At 44.1% G+C, this 14,023-nt stretch carries 15 protein-coding genes; 9 read left to right on the forward strand and 6 right to left on the reverse strand.

Translation table 11 applies throughout. The features are described 5' to 3' along the window. The first annotated feature begins 349 nt into the window (after positions 1-349). From OKC24_RS01165 to OKC24_RS01185, 5 genes are all read left to right on the forward strand, one after another. Entirely contained in the window at positions 350-1,288 is a 939-nt protein-coding gene (locus tag OKC24_RS01165; protein WP_131275969.1) for a diacylglycerol/lipid kinase family protein, read from the forward strand. After that, positions 1,269-2,039, forward strand: a complete 771-nt coding sequence (locus OKC24_RS01170; RefSeq protein WP_131275968.1) for a metallophosphoesterase family protein — start codon at positions 1,269-1,271, stop codon at positions 2,037-2,039. Before OKC24_RS01165 ends, OKC24_RS01170 begins: the two co-directional genes overlap by 20 nt. 199 nt (positions 2,040-2,238) lie before the next feature. After that, entirely contained in the window at positions 2,239-2,529 is a 291-nt protein-coding gene (locus OKC24_RS01175; protein ID WP_130144112.1) for a co-chaperone GroES, read from the forward strand. Between the two features lie 67 nt (positions 2,530-2,596). After that, the gene (gene groL, locus OKC24_RS01180) at positions 2,597-4,231 is read left to right on the forward strand and encodes a chaperonin GroEL (RefSeq protein WP_131275967.1); all 1,635 of its coding nucleotides are present in this window, start codon (positions 2,597-2,599) and stop codon (positions 4,229-4,231) included. Positions 4,232-4,375: 144 nt separating this feature from the next. Beyond that, the gene (locus OKC24_RS01185) at positions 4,376-5,533 is read left to right on the forward strand and encodes a helix-turn-helix transcriptional regulator (RefSeq protein WP_131276326.1); all 1,158 of its coding nucleotides are present in this window, start codon (positions 4,376-4,378) and stop codon (positions 5,531-5,533) included. Positions 5,534-5,594: 61 nt separating this feature from the next. On the opposite strand, the gene OKC24_RS01190 is transcribed toward OKC24_RS01185, so the two are convergent. After that, positions 5,595-6,791: a hypothetical protein gene (locus tag OKC24_RS01190; RefSeq protein WP_131276325.1), complete on the reverse strand. Its 1,197-nt coding sequence runs from the start codon at positions 6,789-6,791 to the stop codon at positions 5,595-5,597. Positions 6,792-6,854: 63 nt separating this feature from the next. Between OKC24_RS01190 and OKC24_RS01195 the strand changes: the two genes are divergently transcribed. After that, positions 6,855-7,022, forward strand: coding sequence for a hypothetical protein (locus OKC24_RS01195; RefSeq protein ID WP_219189895.1), 168 nt, complete (start codon positions 6,855-6,857; stop codon positions 7,020-7,022). On the opposite strand, the gene OKC24_RS01200 is transcribed toward OKC24_RS01195, so the two are convergent. Beyond that, positions 7,019-7,513, reverse strand: coding sequence for a copper resistance protein NlpE (locus OKC24_RS01200; RefSeq protein ID WP_131276324.1), 495 nt, complete (start codon positions 7,511-7,513; stop codon positions 7,019-7,021). The genes OKC24_RS01195 and OKC24_RS01200 overlap by 4 nt on opposite strands. A gap of 295 nt (positions 7,514-7,808) precedes the next feature. On the opposite strand from OKC24_RS01200, the gene OKC24_RS01205 reads away from it, so the two are divergent. Next, the gene (locus OKC24_RS01205) at positions 7,809-8,369 is read left to right on the forward strand and encodes a 1-acyl-sn-glycerol-3-phosphate acyltransferase (protein WP_051065821.1); all 561 of its coding nucleotides are present in this window, start codon (positions 7,809-7,811) and stop codon (positions 8,367-8,369) included. Positions 8,370-8,485: 116 nt separating this feature from the next. Here OKC24_RS01205 and OKC24_RS01210 read toward each other — a convergent pair whose 3' ends face one another. Next, positions 8,486-8,827 carry a hypothetical protein gene (locus OKC24_RS01210; protein ID WP_131276323.1) on the reverse strand — a complete coding sequence of 114 codons (342 nt, stop codon included), beginning with the start codon at positions 8,825-8,827 and terminating at the stop codon, positions 8,486-8,488. Between the two features lie 266 nt (positions 8,828-9,093). Here OKC24_RS01210 and OKC24_RS01215 point away from each other — a divergent pair, with 266 nt between their 5' ends. Then, positions 9,094-9,549, forward strand: coding sequence for a hypothetical protein (locus tag OKC24_RS01215; protein WP_131276322.1), 456 nt, complete (start codon positions 9,094-9,096; stop codon positions 9,547-9,549). A gap of 177 nt (positions 9,550-9,726) precedes the next feature. Here OKC24_RS01215 and OKC24_RS01220 read toward each other — a convergent pair whose 3' ends face one another. Beyond that, complete coding sequence (locus tag OKC24_RS01220; RefSeq protein ID WP_265464565.1) at positions 9,727-10,461, reverse strand: sulfite exporter TauE/SafE family protein; 735 nt, start codon at positions 10,459-10,461, stop codon at positions 9,727-9,729. A gap of 312 nt (positions 10,462-10,773) precedes the next feature. On the opposite strand from OKC24_RS01220, the gene OKC24_RS01225 reads away from it, so the two are divergent. After that, positions 10,774-10,995 (forward strand): hypothetical protein, encoded by a 222-nt coding sequence (locus OKC24_RS01225; RefSeq protein WP_131276320.1) that lies wholly within the window; start codon positions 10,774-10,776, stop codon positions 10,993-10,995. Positions 10,996-11,165: 170 nt separating this feature from the next. Here OKC24_RS01225 and rsmD read toward each other — a convergent pair whose 3' ends face one another. Both rsmD and mrdA read right to left on the reverse strand, forming a co-directional pair. Beyond that, the gene (gene rsmD, locus OKC24_RS01230) at positions 11,166-11,726 is read right to left on the reverse strand and encodes a 16S rRNA (guanine(966)-N(2))-methyltransferase RsmD (protein ID WP_131276319.1); all 561 of its coding nucleotides are present in this window, start codon (positions 11,724-11,726) and stop codon (positions 11,166-11,168) included. 8 nt (positions 11,727-11,734) lie between these two features. After that, positions 11,735-13,783 (reverse strand): penicillin-binding protein 2, encoded by a 2,049-nt coding sequence (mrdA, locus tag OKC24_RS01235; RefSeq protein ID WP_131276318.1) that lies wholly within the window; start codon positions 13,781-13,783, stop codon positions 11,735-11,737. Between the last annotated feature and the right edge of the window lie 240 nt (positions 13,784-14,023).

The following is a 14,023-nucleotide window of genomic DNA, read 5'->3' on the forward strand; positions in this document are numbered from 1 at the left end:
GCGCAGATGAAATATGAAAAAAAGTGGCGCTATTAAAGCATAATTTCATAAAAAAAATAAGACTAAAGATGGGGTGGATTTATTTTGGAATATTATGGTATTTAGATTTAATTTCTTTTATAAACAATAATTTGCTTATTTTTTGGTGTGATTTTTAATACATTTATATAATTTATGAGGATTATTCATTATATTAATTTTGTTAAAAAACAATAGTTTGATATTTGGTTTTATTTGAGAATTATTATTGATTAAATAAATGGCGGTAATTCGAATTTTACATAAAGGAACAGTTAACCGCTGATAAATTCGACAAAATTAGAATAACAGCTTTAAAAATGCATAAAAAATGTCAAATCAAACGCAGCCGCTGTCGATTATTTATAATCGAAACTCCGGTTTTCATGCAGTCAATAAAGATGAAATTTATGAAGAGCTTATTCGGCTGCTGACCGCTTATGGTTATGAAATTCAATCCTTTGAAATGAGCCGCTTTTCCAGTTTTGCGGCTCTGATGCAGCAAGTGCTGCCGCGGCATCAAGAGCGCGGACGTTTAGGAATTGTGGTGGCGGCTGGCGGTGATGGAACGTTGAATGCGGTCGCTGGTTACTTAATGAAAACAGCAGTGCCTATGGGAATCTTGCCTTTAGGCACTTTTAATTATGTAGCGCGGGTTTTAGGCATTCCTCTGGATCTTTTAGAAGCAGCAAAAGTGATTGGGGAAGGCGAAGAGCGCTTGGTGCATACGGCATTAATGAATGATCAAATTTATCTGAATAATGCCAGTCTTGGCTTGTATCCGCTCTTTATTCAAAAACGTGAATTGTATAACCGCTATCTTGGCCGTTTTCCTCTTAATGCATATACATCCGGCTTGGATGTGCTGATTCGTGACCGTGAAGAGTTAAAGCTGCAAATTGAGGTGGATGGCGTGAAATATCCAGTCAAAACACCGCTGATCTTTTTTGGCAATAATCAGCTGCAGCTGGCGGATTTAAATCTCAAAATCGCAGAAAGCGCGGCGCAAGGGCGGGTAGCGGGTGTGGTTGTCGCGAAAAGTGATAAATGGACGCTGTTTAAAATGCTCTGGCAGTTAATGAAGGGCAGTTTAGAGCAAGCGCCTGATGTCTACAGCTTTGATGCCGATCATGTGGTGATTCATGCTACGCGGAAAAAACTGACGGTTGCCTTGGATGGTGAAATTGTCGAAATGAAGCCGCCGCTTCACATCAGTGTCAAAAAAAATGCATTAAAGATCAGGGTGCCGCATGCTGCTGCATCTATCTGATTTGCATTTCGGCACAGAACGGCAAGGCTGTATTGATGCCCTTCAGCAGTTTTGCCGGGAGCATAAGCCGGAAGCTGTGGTCATCAGCGGTGACTTAACTCAGCGTGCGCGCTATCGGCAGTTTTTCGCCTGTAAGCAATTTTTGGACAGCTTGAATTTGCCTTATCTGGCGGTGCCGGGGAATCATGATATTCCGCTGTATCATGTATGGAACCGCATATTCAGTCCTTTTGCCCGTTATCAGCTTTTTTTTGGCAATCTGGAAGAGACTTTGGAAACGGAACATTTTTACATTGTGGGGGTAAACAGTATCCGGCGGCGCTACCATACTCGCGGGCACATTTCGTTAGAACAAATTCAATTGATTGACGCTAAACTGCGTCAGGCGCCTGAACATAAACTGAAAATTATCGCAGCCCATCAGCCATTTTATACTGCCCCAGATGATCTGCATGGCATTCATGATTGTCCGCTGCTGGGGCGCATGGCTTTGGAAACATGGAGTAAAAGCGGTTTATATGGTTTGCTGCACGGCCATCTGCATCAGTTTGCAGTCTATGATTTAAATCAAATTTATCATTTAGGCGCGCAGCACCCAGTCCTGGATATTCATGCAGGAACAGCAACGTCTTACCGGCTGCATGGCGGTTTGCCGAATAGCTTTAATGCGATTGATCTGCAGGGCGATGTTGCGCCTTACTATTTTGATCAGGCCTCTCAGCTGTTTTTAACCAGCCAGATCAGGCGCTGATTGGCCTGAGAAGCTTGAAGCGGATGGAATCTGAATAAAAAGAAAGCGAATTTAAAAATATTTTTTAATTTTGCCCTTGAAGCGTTTTTTTCCATCCCCACAAAAGTGTCATATCAAAATTTTGTCGATGACCCAGGAATAAGAAGTCATCTTCACATTGTAATCAATGACATTAATGCAAATGTCTATGGAGTTAGAAATGAGCAAGATTCGTCCTTTACATGACAACGTTGTTATCCGCCGTGTTGAAAAAGAAACTAAAACCGCGGGTGGTTTAATCTTGAGTACTTCTGCAGCTGAACAGCCAGCTCAAGGTGAAATCATTGCAGTTGGCAACGGCAAAGTAACAGACAGCGGCGTTCGCGCTTTAGACGTAAAAGTGGGCGACAATGTACTGTTTGGTGCATATGCAGGCACTAAAGTGAAAGTTGAAGGTGAAGAACTTCTTGTAATGAAAGAATCTGATATTTTAGCGGTTCTTGAAGGTTAATTCAGAACATTCTTTTGCTGTTTAAGCAATACAATTGATTAAAATTTAAGAATATTTGGAGTTTAGCATGTCAGCTAAAGACGTAAAATTCGGTGATTCAGCTCGTTCTAAAATGATTGCAGGCGTAAACGTGCTTGCAGATGCTGTAAAAGTAACTTTGGGTCCTAAAGGCCGTAACGTTGTGATCGATCGTTCTTTCGGTGCGCCGCACATCACTAAAGATGGTGTAACTGTTGCGAAAGAAATTTCTCTAAAAGACAAATTTGAGAACATGGGCGCTCAATTGGTTCGTGAAGTATCTTCTAAAACCAATGACATCGCTGGTGACGGTACAACAACTGCAACTGTACTAGCTCAAGCAATTTTAAATGAAGGCATCAAGTCTGTAACAGCGGGTATGAACCCAATGGACTTGAAACGCGGTATTGACCTTGCTGTTAAAGCCTTAGTTGCTGAAATTAAAGCAACAGCAAAACCTGCTTCTGATACTAAAGCGATTGAACAAGTCGGTTCAATCTCTGCAAACTCTGACGAAACTGTAGGTAAACTCATTGCACAAGCAATGGAACGCGTAGGTAAAGAAGGCGTGATTACCGTTGAAGAAGGTTCAGGCTTTGAAGATGCTTTGGATGTTGTTGAAGGCATGCAGTTTGACCGTGGTTATATCAGTCCATACTTTGCAAACAAACAAGATACATTAACGGCTGAACTTGAAAATCCGTTTATCTTGCTTGTTGACAAAAAAATCAGCAACATCCGTGAATTAATTACTGTGTTAGAAGCTGTAGCTAAAACAGGTAAACCACTTTTAATCATCGCTGAAGATGTTGAAGGTGAGGCCCTAGCTACACTTGTTGTTAACAACATGCGCGGAATTATCAAAGTATGTGCGGTTAAAGCACCTGGTTTTGGTGACCGTCGTAAAGCAATGCTTCAAGATATCGCAATCTTGACGGGCGCGACAGTGATTTCTGAAGAAGTAGGCATGACTTTAGAGCAAGCTTCTCTTCAAGACTTAGGTACTGCGCACAAAATTACTGTATCTAAAGAAAACACTGTGATTGTTGACGGTGCTGGTGATGCAGCTCAAATTGCTGAACGTGTCACTCAAATCCGCGCGCAAATTGAAGAATCATCGTCTGAATACGACAAAGAAAAACTTCAAGAACGTGTTGCTAAATTGGCAGGCGGTGTAGCTGTAATTAAAATTGGTGCAGCGACTGAAGTTGAAATGAAAGAGAAAAAAGACCGCGTAGATGATGCGCTTCATGCAACACGTGCTGCGGTTGAGGAAGGTGTGGTTGCTGGTGGCGGTGTTGCACTGGTACGTGCTGCAGCTGCGCTTGATGGCGTAAACGGTGCGAATGACGATCAAAATGTGGGTATCAATATTTTACGCCGTGCGATTGAAGCGCCGCTTCGTCAAATCGTTGCCAATGCGGGTGATGAGCCTTCAGTTGTGATCAACGCGGTGAAAAATGGCGAAGGCAACTTCGGTTATAATGCTGCAACTTCTGAGTATGGCGACATGCTGGAAATGGGTATTCTTGACCCTGCAAAAGTAACGCGTTCTGCACTTGAGCATGCTGCATCTGTAGCAGGTTTAATGTTGACAACCGAATGTATGATTACTGACATTCCAGAAGACAAGCCTGCAATGCCTGATATGGGCGGCATGGGCGGTATGGGCGGAATGATGTAATTCATTCTGATCATCCGATCTAAAAAAATCCCCGCAATGTGCGGGGATTTTTTTATCATTATTATTTGATAAAGATTGCAATTTTGACTTTAGTTCAGATCACTATATTATTTAGAAAGACTTAAATATTTTAAGGGGCATTCAATGAATTCAGACGTTGAAAATGCAATCATTGGATCAGTCTATGATGCAGGATTGGATGCCTCGCTTTGGCCTGGAGTCATCGGTCAAATTGTTGAATATACCCACAGCAAGACAGCTATATTGACAGCGCTTGACCAGCTGAATCCCAATTCTAACTTTGTGTATACATGGAATATTTTTCATGCAGGGATAGAGGATTATCAAAATGAACAAGGAAAGCTGATTGATATGCGGCAGTACATGCCGCTTTGGAAACAAATGGGTATTGGAGACGTCATCCATCAGGATTTTCCCCGTTATGCTGAACTGCCGGATCAGGATGAAGGCAGTTTTTATGAGAAATGCCTGAAAGCCACTGGCATCTGCTATATCGCAGGAGTGCTTTTGGATCAAGGTGAATACCGCAGTGCTGTTCTTGGTGTACACCGTTCAGCGAATGAGCCGGTTTTTCAGCAAGAGGAATTGGATTTTTTAAAGCGGATCGGCGTGCATATCCGCAGAGCGCTTCAGATTCACAAGCAGCTCAGTTTTGCCCGAATTGAAAACCGAAATTTATACAAGATGCTGGATACGATTAAAGTCGGCATTATTTTAATTGATGAATACAGCCGGTTTTATTATTCAAATAATCGCGCACAGCAGCTGATGGAACAGAATAAGATTTTTGAATTTGATCAGCACAATAAAATTTGCGTCGCTAAGCCTTATCAAAAGAAGTTTGAGCAGCTGGTGCAGGCAGCTCAAGCTGATCATAAACACAAGAACAGGGACATTGGCGGTGTACTTGCACTGGAAAATGCTGAAGGGCAGCAGTTTATGATCACTGCAACACCGTTCAGCAGCATGAACAGTTTGGCAAGTTTAGCCGATCAGGAGTTGAATTATGTCGTGCTGTCTATTTCTGATATGGAACAGCGCTATGCCTTGGCAGTGCCTTTTTTAAAGGAGGCTTATGCGCTCTCTGCAAGGGAATGCGAAATATGCGAGCTGTTTGTAAATGGCTTAAATTTAGAAAAAATTGCAGAAAACTGCAGTTTAACCATGAATTCAGTCAGAACCTATGTCAAAAATATTTATGCCAAAATGCATTGCTGCTCTCAGACTGAATTGCTGCATAAATTGATGGGTATGACTATTCATTTTGAGCATGTTTATTAAAAAAGACCTTGGAAAACCAAGGCCTAAATGCAAGCTGGAATCAAACAAAAATAGACTACACCTAAAACCGTGTGAAAACCCGCGGATCTTCATTTTCATACTGAATTGTGGCAGTCGATCCATTAATCACATAGCTGAATGTATCTAAACTTGGCGGATTATAGGAGGAATCGACCAGTCCAGCACAGCCATTCGTGTCATATGCAACACTTGCAGCCTTCAGGCTGCCATTGGCTGCTGTATAGGTGCCAGATTCAATGCCGGGTGAGCTGCAGTCGTTTCCTGCAGTTTCTATATGCATATAAGAGCCATCATTAAAGAATGTGACAAGCTGACTGCCAGATTGCCAAGAACCGGCTAGGCTGCCCGATGTATTGTTCACCCGTTTAAAACTAAAGCTTTGATCGCCTTCTTTAAAGACTAAAGTATCTGCTGTTGAGCCATACTGTAAGCTGGCGGCAGCTGAAGGATTGGAGAATCCCCATTCACCGTTGGTATCAACTTCAAAGTCCTGTGTTCGGCTTAAATTGCCGTTAACGGCATTCCAGCTTAATTGGCCTTGTTCAATGCCTGATTGGCCGGAGTCGTCAGCAGCGCCAATTTGCCCGAATGTGAAATTAAAGACGTTCAAATCACTGGAATTCGGTGCTTTGCCTTCGATATACAGCACCACTTTAATATTATTGGTTTTATCTTCATATAGCCATGCGCCAGTACTGTCTTGAATAAAGCTGTTAAAAAAATTGCTTTTAGCGGTGTCTTCAGAAACTAAGGTTAAGCCTGAATTCTGCAGCACTTGCAGAAGGGTTGCATCCTGTACAAAAGATTCTGTCGGTAAGCTTAAATTAATGGTTTTGTTTTTCAGCGCAGCAATCACAGCATCGCTGATCGTGATGCCGTTGCTGTGATCATGATCTGAATCTAAAGACTGCAGCAGGATCAGCAGATTAGTGCGAATGCTTTCAACTGCGGACAGTTCAATAGGCGTAATATGCGCTTGCGCAGCAGCACTGCCGAGTTTTATATCTCCCAGATAAAATGTGACCGAGTCTCCAGAGTTGTATTGAAATTCACCTTTCACATTGGTGCTGCCTTTAACCCCGCTGCTGGTTTCATAACGGACATTGCTGACAGGGCCATCGGTTAAAACGCCTGTTTTTAGGCTGGAAGAAGGCGGATTGCTGCTGTCATCCGAAGAATCACTGCCGCAGGCTGCTAGTAAACAGGACAAGCTGATTGCCAATAGAGTCTTTTTCATGATATTCCCTAAGTTGTTTTTAGCTATAAAGCGATCTTATGTTTTATTGTGCAAGCTAATCTTATGGGGCGTTTTGCGGCTTTGAATATCCTCAAATGGGGAGAAAAGATATATTTTTTTAGCAGGGGTGCTGGGCCGGATATTTGCGTCAGCCTTGGGGTTTTCATGAAGACGGCGATGAATGAACCCGCCGTGCAGCATGTCTTTGATGGCTTGATATTGAGCGCTTAGTTTGCCTCTTTGGTGAGTTTATAGTTGAGCTGGCTGTCGATAGCTTCGCCTGTTTCCATATCTCTGGCTTCTGCAAAGTTTTCACCAATGAAAAATTTACGGTTTTCAGCGGCCTTGTCTAAAGTGATGATGGATGGATTTTTTGTATCAAAACTGAAAGACCCTTTGCTTTTGAATTCTTTTCCAGCCCCTTTGCCCAGGTACTCCTCTGTTAATTCATAGGTTTTATCTGCCTTTAATTCCAGCTCCATTTTGATGCCTTCACAGTCCGCGCAAGGGAAGACTCCTTTGTATTCTCCGGCCCAATCAAGAGAGGTCTCTGCTGTGTCGCCAGCCGCTAGCGGTTGGGATGCGGCAGTGCTTTCAGCCGTTTGAGCCGCGGATTCTTGCGGGGCTGTTTGAGCAGATTCCTGAACTGGCTTATTTTCAGGTTTAGAGCATGCGGTCAAGGCGAAACCGCTTAAGGCGAAGATAAAGACGAGTTTTTTCACAAGTTTTCCTTTCTTTTGTTGTGCATGGGCCTAAATTTAAACAATAGGCCGAATAAAAAAATGAGCTTATTGTAAATCGCTACTTAAATTAAACTTAAAATTACTTAAATGGTATTGTTCTGTGTGCGTAAGGCAGGAGGCAGAAAGCTTAATTATTTATACATTTATATATTAATTGGGTGATAATTGATCAATATAGGCTGGTTTAATTATTTATTGCCGTTAGAATTTGCGCCTGATCAAAGTGTATACGGTACAGCGCGTGTTTGAAAAATTTGCAGAAAAAAGCCTGAATATGATGGGATGGGAAATTGATAACCATTGGCCGCTGGATTTGGCGCAATGTGTCATGATTGCTGCGCCGCATACCAGCAATTGGGATGCGCTTTATGCACGCTTGGCATTGAAAGCGCTTGGAGTGAATGTCCGCATCACGATTAAAGACAGTTATATGAAGTTCCCGCTTGGGCCATTTGTCCGCGCAATGGGCGGCATCGGCATTGACCGCAGTCCCAAAGCCGCGGGTGAGCAGCGTTTGAGCATGGTTGATGTGATGACCAATCTATTTAAGGATCATGCTGAGCTGGTTATGCTGGTGACCCCTGAAGGCACCCGTTCGAAGCAGGAAAAGTGGAAAACAGGTTTTTATCATGTGGCTTGCAATGCAGGAGTACCTATTGCTTTGGCATATATGGATTATGAAAAGAAAAAGACTGGCGTAGGTAAAATTGTTTATCCGACAGGGGATTATGAAAAAGACATGGCTGAAATTATGCAGTTTTATGCGCAAATCAGCCCCAAGTTCCCTGAGGACTTCAGTGTAGACGGCCGCTATTATTCGGCTGCTGAGCAATAGGGGCGTGATCCAATTGCGGCTGACATAAAACCGCAGTAAAAAGCCGGCAACTTTGCCGGCTTTTTGATGGGCTGAAGTTTTCATTCAGTCCATGGGAATCTGGATTTCCCTTGGCATTATGGCGTGTTTTCCTGTTCGGGCTCTTGCGAGATGCCGCCGAGATTTTGGCATGCATCTTTATAAATATCATACTGCTGTTCAACAACAGCGCTTAAGGGAATATCGAAAAGCATTTCGCCATTTTTATAGCTTTCTATATAATTTTCCGCTTTTTGCTTTGCACTGTGCAGCAACTGTTCATGGTAGCTGGTGATTGGGGAGTGAGCCATTTGGCTGCTTTCAATATTGCTGCAATGAAAGCTGTTCAGCAGCTTTTCTGCTTTTTTTATGTCGCGCGAAGCGCTAATCGAGCAGCCTGCCAAGACAACAGCTGTGGCAAATATGGCGAGCGATTTCATAATTTAAAATATAGAGATGCATTGAGGGTCAGTATTGTATGAATTTTCAGGCGGCTTGTTAGCATCGAAGTGTTTTAAATGCATAAATTATACTCAGTCAGGGCGCATGATGGCCGCGCTGCAAGATGCATATCAGTGCAATGCATCTGGTAGAAAGAAAGGATGCTGTGTTCATTCTGGATAAAATACCCTGCTGCAAGATAGACATGTCTCTGGCTTTTTTATATAAGTGATTTAATTGACTTGGTTTTTAAGAATGATTTTGCATGCTTGATTTGTGCAGTGTGAATTATTGGGGCATCTTGCGTATCCTGCTGATGGGTTTTACGCTCAGCCTTTGCGCAAGCGCATCCTTCAGCCAGATGCTTGACGGTATAATTGTGATGGATGAAAGCTTAGAAAATTTGACTGAACAGGAACAGCGGAAAATAGCGTTAAATACGGCGAATGAGCAGCAGCAATATGGCCTGCTTCATAATGCTTTTTTTGAAAATGATATATTTGAAATTTATAATTATACGGCTTATGAAGCGGGCGCCGCGCAAAATAAGTTGCTATTAGGGGATGCTGAACATATAGGCTGGCAGGATTTTGGAATTTCTTTTGGCTATGGCGTTAAGGTGAATTTGAATTCTCAGCACAGCATTGGCTATGAATATCTCTCGAACTTTCCTTATGACCGAGGGCAAATTATCCGTTTCTTTTGGACTGCGGTGTTCTAAGGAAGAGCAGCTGAATTTTGGGCGGAACCGTTTTTGGGATTTATAAAATGGCGGAGCCACGGTCTGAGCAAAATGGCAGCACCGCAACAGCACATGACAGCATTTTCATCAGCCGTTTGCCGCGCTTTTCAGTATTTTAGCCCGCTGCGCTTATGTTTCTGCTGTAAGGGCAATCGTTTATGAAATGATATTGGTCAGCAGTAAAAAGCAGCCGGATGCAAACAGCAGGCTGAGCACAGTATGCTTAAACTGCCGTTCTGAAATCTTGTAAAACAGCTTTGCGCCAAGAATAGCCGGAATACTGACCGTCAGCAGCAAGACTCCCATATAGGGCAAATGTATGCGGTGAATTGTACCTTGCACAACATAGCTCAGTAAGGTAAATACCTGAATGGCAAAATTAAAATGGCGCAAAATATAGCGCTGTTCCGCTTTAGGCAGGTTTTTCAGCATCACCCAGGCGGATGGCAAAGCGCCGCAAAAGCCGCCCAAACCGCCCAATATTCCGCCAATAAAGCCAATACTGCTGTCTGATGCTTTTCCAGCGCGCTGAATGCTTTTGATTTGCGGACTAAACAGCATAATAGGGCACCACAATACCAAGAACAGGCCTAAGACCAATTTAAAGGTTTCAGGCTGGATCATTGCAAGCAAGTATGCGCCGAGCGGTACGCCAAGGAGGCCTGCAATGATGTAGGGCAGCACCAGATTTTTAGAAAAGCGAAGCTGCTGTTCATTCAACAGTGAAATAATGTGGCTCCAGACAGAAGCAAAAACCACCAAGGGCGCAGCCAATTGCGGCGGTAAAATCCACACCCAAAAAGACATGGCAATCAAGGCAAAGGCAAAGCCTGTCAGCCCCTGAACAAAGCCTGCCGCCACTGCGCCAAAAATAAATAAAAGCCAAGTCATAATGTAGTTCATTGAAAATGCAGGGCTAGTGTAAAGGCATGTATGCGGCGCAGTGAAATCATTCTTTTGACTATATAAAGCAGCAATACGGTATTTCATGCAGATTGAAGAGGCATAGAGCCTATGGGCTGGCTTGCTGCAAATGATGAATTTTTTGATACAAGAAACTTACATTAAATGCGATTCATCTTCATGGCTGTGCGCAATACTGAAGATCAGCAAGCAATTCCAGAAAATGCGGACTGTCTATCTCAAAATTGATTTAAGGCAGACATTCCATAATCAAATTGAATGGGATCGTGAGGTGATGAAATGATGAAAAAAATGATTTTGCTTTCTGTCCTTGCCGTGACATTGACCGGCTGTGTCGTTGCGCCATATGACAATGATTATCCGCGAGATGGAAGACCGCACTCAGGGCAGCATGGTGACCGTGATCATCACAGTGACCGGGACCGAGACGGCCATCCAGACTGGCGCCATCAGAACCGGCAGGGTGATGACCGTCAAAGTGACGGGCGCTTTCCATACTGAAAGCATGAAAATCGGCACTGGCGGAAAGTTTATGCAGATTCCTTCGGGAATGGTCTAGGCCTATTGCGGTAAATATGCTGCAAGACCTTAAATTGTGCCTGCATTTGACACTAAAAAGGACGCGTTTTTCGCGTCCTTTTTTTTGATTATTTAATGATAAAAGGTCAGTTTTAAAGCGCAGCTGATTTTTGGAATAAGCCAGCGCGGACAGTGCCGGCTTTGGTTTCTTTAATTTTACTCCAGCTGCTGGGAAGCTTCAGCTGTGAAAGATCCCGGTCTGCTTCAACATAAATCAAGCCTTGATCTTTAATCAGCGGGTCAGCGAGGGCAGCCAATTGTTCCCATAAATCCAAGCTATAAGGCGGATCTAAAAAGACCAGATCAAACTGATCCTTAAGGCTTGGCAGCGCCTGCTGCGCAGTAGCAATTTTCAATTTGGCGTGCTGTGACGTAATTTTCAGCAGCTGCAAATTATCGGTTAAAAACTTCGCCTGGGTGCGGTCAGGTTCAATCATTACCACTTGTGACGCGCCTCTGGACAGCGCCTCGAAGCTCAGTGCGCCAGAACCTGCGCAAACATCTAAAACGTTTGTATTCTGAATGTCCCACATCAGCCAATTGAACAGGGTTTCTCTGACCCGGTCTGGCGTAGGGCGCAGGCCTTCAATGCTGGCAAAGGGAAGCTGGCGGCGTTTCCATTCTCCGCCAATAATACGCAATTGATTTTTCATTGTTGATTTTACTCGTCATCATCAGCGGGCTGGCTGGCTGGTGTCACAGAATGGGCATTGCGGTTTTGCGCAGCAGCAGGCGTATTGCTATGTGCGGCACTGCTGGTAGCATTTTGACCGCTGGCATTGCTTTGAATTGGATTTTCACCGCTTGGCAATTCACTTGGCTTAATGCCGGCTGTCATTAAGCCGCCGCTGACTTGAGCCGCAGATGGGCGGATTGGGGATTTATTGTGTTTCAGCAGCCAATAATCAAAAATTGGACGGGCCAGCTGAGCAGCAGAGCCGCCGTGCTTCCCGTTTTCCCAAATGACTGCGATTGCAATTTCAGGTTTATCCGCTGGCGCAAAACCAACGAATAAGCCATGATCCAGCTGGCGTTCGGTCAGCAGCGCTTCGTTATAGCGTTTGCCTTGCGCAATACTTTTGACCTGAGCTGTACCGGTTTTACCGGCAATTTTATACATGGGCGTGCGGATGCGTCGGCCGGTACCTGTTTCAATCACATCCACCATTGCATCACGCATTTTGACCCAGTCTTCGGGCTTGCCGTTAAACATAATTTTGCCGTCTGGCGCATTATGTACGGTATAAGGTTTAGTCCCTTTGCTTTCGCGCAAGACATGCGGAACGACATGTTGGCCTTCATTTGAGGTGATGGCTGTTGCCATTGCCAATTGCAGCGGGGTCGCGGTAAATGCGCCTTGACCAATACTGACGGAGATGGTTTCGCCTTTCAGCCATTTGGTTTTACGGGTCCGCAGCTTCCATTCTTGGCTTGGGTATAAGCCTGTGCTTTCACTTGGCAAATCGACGCCGGTTTTTTCACCGAAACCGAATTGGCGCATCCACGTATTCATGCGGTCGATGCCCATTCGGTAGGCCAAAATATAATAATAAGTATCGCACGAGACCACTTGCGCCTTATGCAGGTTGACAGAGCCATGCCCGGATTTCCGCCAGTCACGGAAACGGTGTGAGTCACCCGGCAAAGAAAAATAGCCAGGATCGGAAATGGCCGTGCTCCAGTCCACCAAATTATAATGCAGGCCGCCTAAGCCAAACATCGGCTTAATGGTAGAGCCTGGCGGGTAAGTTCCTTGCACAGCGCGGTTATATAATGGCTGATCCAAATTATCCCGCAAAGCGGAATAGTCTTTACTGCTGATGCCCGTCACAAACAGGTTAGGGTTAAAGCTCGGGCTGGAAACCAAAGCCAGAATTTCGCCTGTACGCGGGTCCATCGCGACAATCGCGCCGCGGCGGTCCGCCAGCTGCTCAGACGCCACCACTTGCAGGCCATAGTCTAAAGATAAATACAGATCATTGCCGCGGATCGGGTCTTTGCGGCCTAAGTGGCGCAGCACATTGCCGTGCGCGTCCGCCTCGACAGACTCATTGCCCGGCAGGCCATGCAGCAAATCTTCATAATATTTTTCGACCCCGATTTTCCCAATCAGGTTGGTGCCGGCATATAAGTCTTTATTAATACTTTTTAATTCTTTGTCATTAATGCGCCCGACATAGCCAATGACATGGGCAAACAATTCGCCATGCGGATAATAGCGGGTCATTTGGGTTTCTATGTTGACCCCGGGAAACTGGAATTTTACTTCACTGAAACGCGCAATTTCAGTTTCATTCAAATTGAGCTTGAGCGCGACCCGTTCAGTTTTCTTGGCGGTCTGAATGCGGCTTTTGAAGCGGTCAATATCTTCTTGCGTCAGATTGATAATGGGAGTCAGGCGCTGAACAGTATCATCAATGTCTTCCACATCGGCACGGCTCATTGTGGCTGAGAAAACTGGATAATTGTCGGCTAACAGCACACCGTTGCGGTCGTAAATATAGCCCCGCGCCGGCGGCAGCGGCTGCAGGCGGACACGGTTTTTATCTGAATCAGTGGCAAACTTATCGTAATTGAAAATTTGCAGATAAGAATAACGTGAAACCAGCAGTAATAAAAAAAAGATGACAATGCCCAGTGAGAAATAAATTCGATTGCGGAAAATGCGCTTTTCTTGCTGTACATTTTTTAAAGGAAAGTGCTGCTTCATACGCGATCGACTTGAGATACACAAAGGGGAAATTAAGGCTGACCATTCTACCGCAAGTTCTAAAAATTTGATAAGCCAATTCGGAACTGCTGTGTAAGTTTTGCTTAAACTTTGACTTTGCAGACACTAAAAAAATGCAGTGCTGTATATAAGAGTCAATATTATTCTGCTAAAGTCGGAAAGCATAAAAATAGGACTTATTACAACTAAAAAGCCTGAAAATTAAGGATAATGGTGAAA

It is taken from the genome of Acinetobacter entericus, from assembly GCF_026168575.1.
In the GTDB taxonomy this organism is placed as follows: Bacteria; Pseudomonadota; Gammaproteobacteria; order Pseudomonadales; family Moraxellaceae; genus Acinetobacter; species Acinetobacter bouvetii.

Bases quoted from the DNA above. Each gene is read 5' to 3' on its own strand.
- OKC24_RS01165 (WP_131275969.1), top strand. From the start codon at position 350: ATGTCAAATCAAACGCAGCCGCTGTCGATTATTTATAATCGAAACTCC.
- OKC24_RS01170 (WP_131275968.1), top strand. From the start codon at position 1,269: ATGCTGCTGCATCTATCTGATTTGCATTTCGGCACAGAACGGCAAGGC.
- OKC24_RS01175 (WP_130144112.1), top strand. From the start codon at position 2,239: ATGAGCAAGATTCGTCCTTTACATGACAACGTTGTTATCCGCCGTGTT.
- groL (WP_131275967.1), top strand. From the start codon at position 2,597: ATGTCAGCTAAAGACGTAAAATTCGGTGATTCAGCTCGTTCTAAAATG.
- OKC24_RS01185 (WP_131276326.1), top strand. From the start codon at position 4,376: ATGAATTCAGACGTTGAAAATGCAATCATTGGATCAGTCTATGATGCA.
- OKC24_RS01190 (WP_131276325.1), bottom strand. From the start codon at position 6,791: ATGAAAAAGACTCTATTGGCAATCAGCTTGTCCTGTTTACTAGCAGCC.
- OKC24_RS01195 (WP_219189895.1), top strand. From the start codon at position 6,855: ATGGGGCGTTTTGCGGCTTTGAATATCCTCAAATGGGGAGAAAAGATA.
- OKC24_RS01205 (WP_051065821.1), top strand. From the start codon at position 7,809: ATGATGGGATGGGAAATTGATAACCATTGGCCGCTGGATTTGGCGCAA.
- OKC24_RS01210 (WP_131276323.1), bottom strand. From the start codon at position 8,827: ATGAAATCGCTCGCCATATTTGCCACAGCTGTTGTCTTGGCAGGCTGC.
- OKC24_RS01215 (WP_131276322.1), top strand. From the start codon at position 9,094: ATGCTTGATTTGTGCAGTGTGAATTATTGGGGCATCTTGCGTATCCTG.
- OKC24_RS01220 (WP_265464565.1), bottom strand. From the start codon at position 10,461: ATGACTTGGCTTTTATTTATTTTTGGCGCAGTGGCGGCAGGCTTTGTT.
- OKC24_RS01225 (WP_131276320.1), top strand. From the start codon at position 10,774: ATGATGAAAAAAATGATTTTGCTTTCTGTCCTTGCCGTGACATTGACC.
- rsmD (WP_131276319.1), bottom strand. From the start codon at position 11,726: ATGAAAAATCAATTGCGTATTATTGGCGGAGAATGGAAACGCCGCCAG.
- mrdA (WP_131276318.1), bottom strand. From the start codon at position 13,783: ATGAAGCAGCACTTTCCTTTAAAAAATGTACAGCAAGAAAAGCGCATT.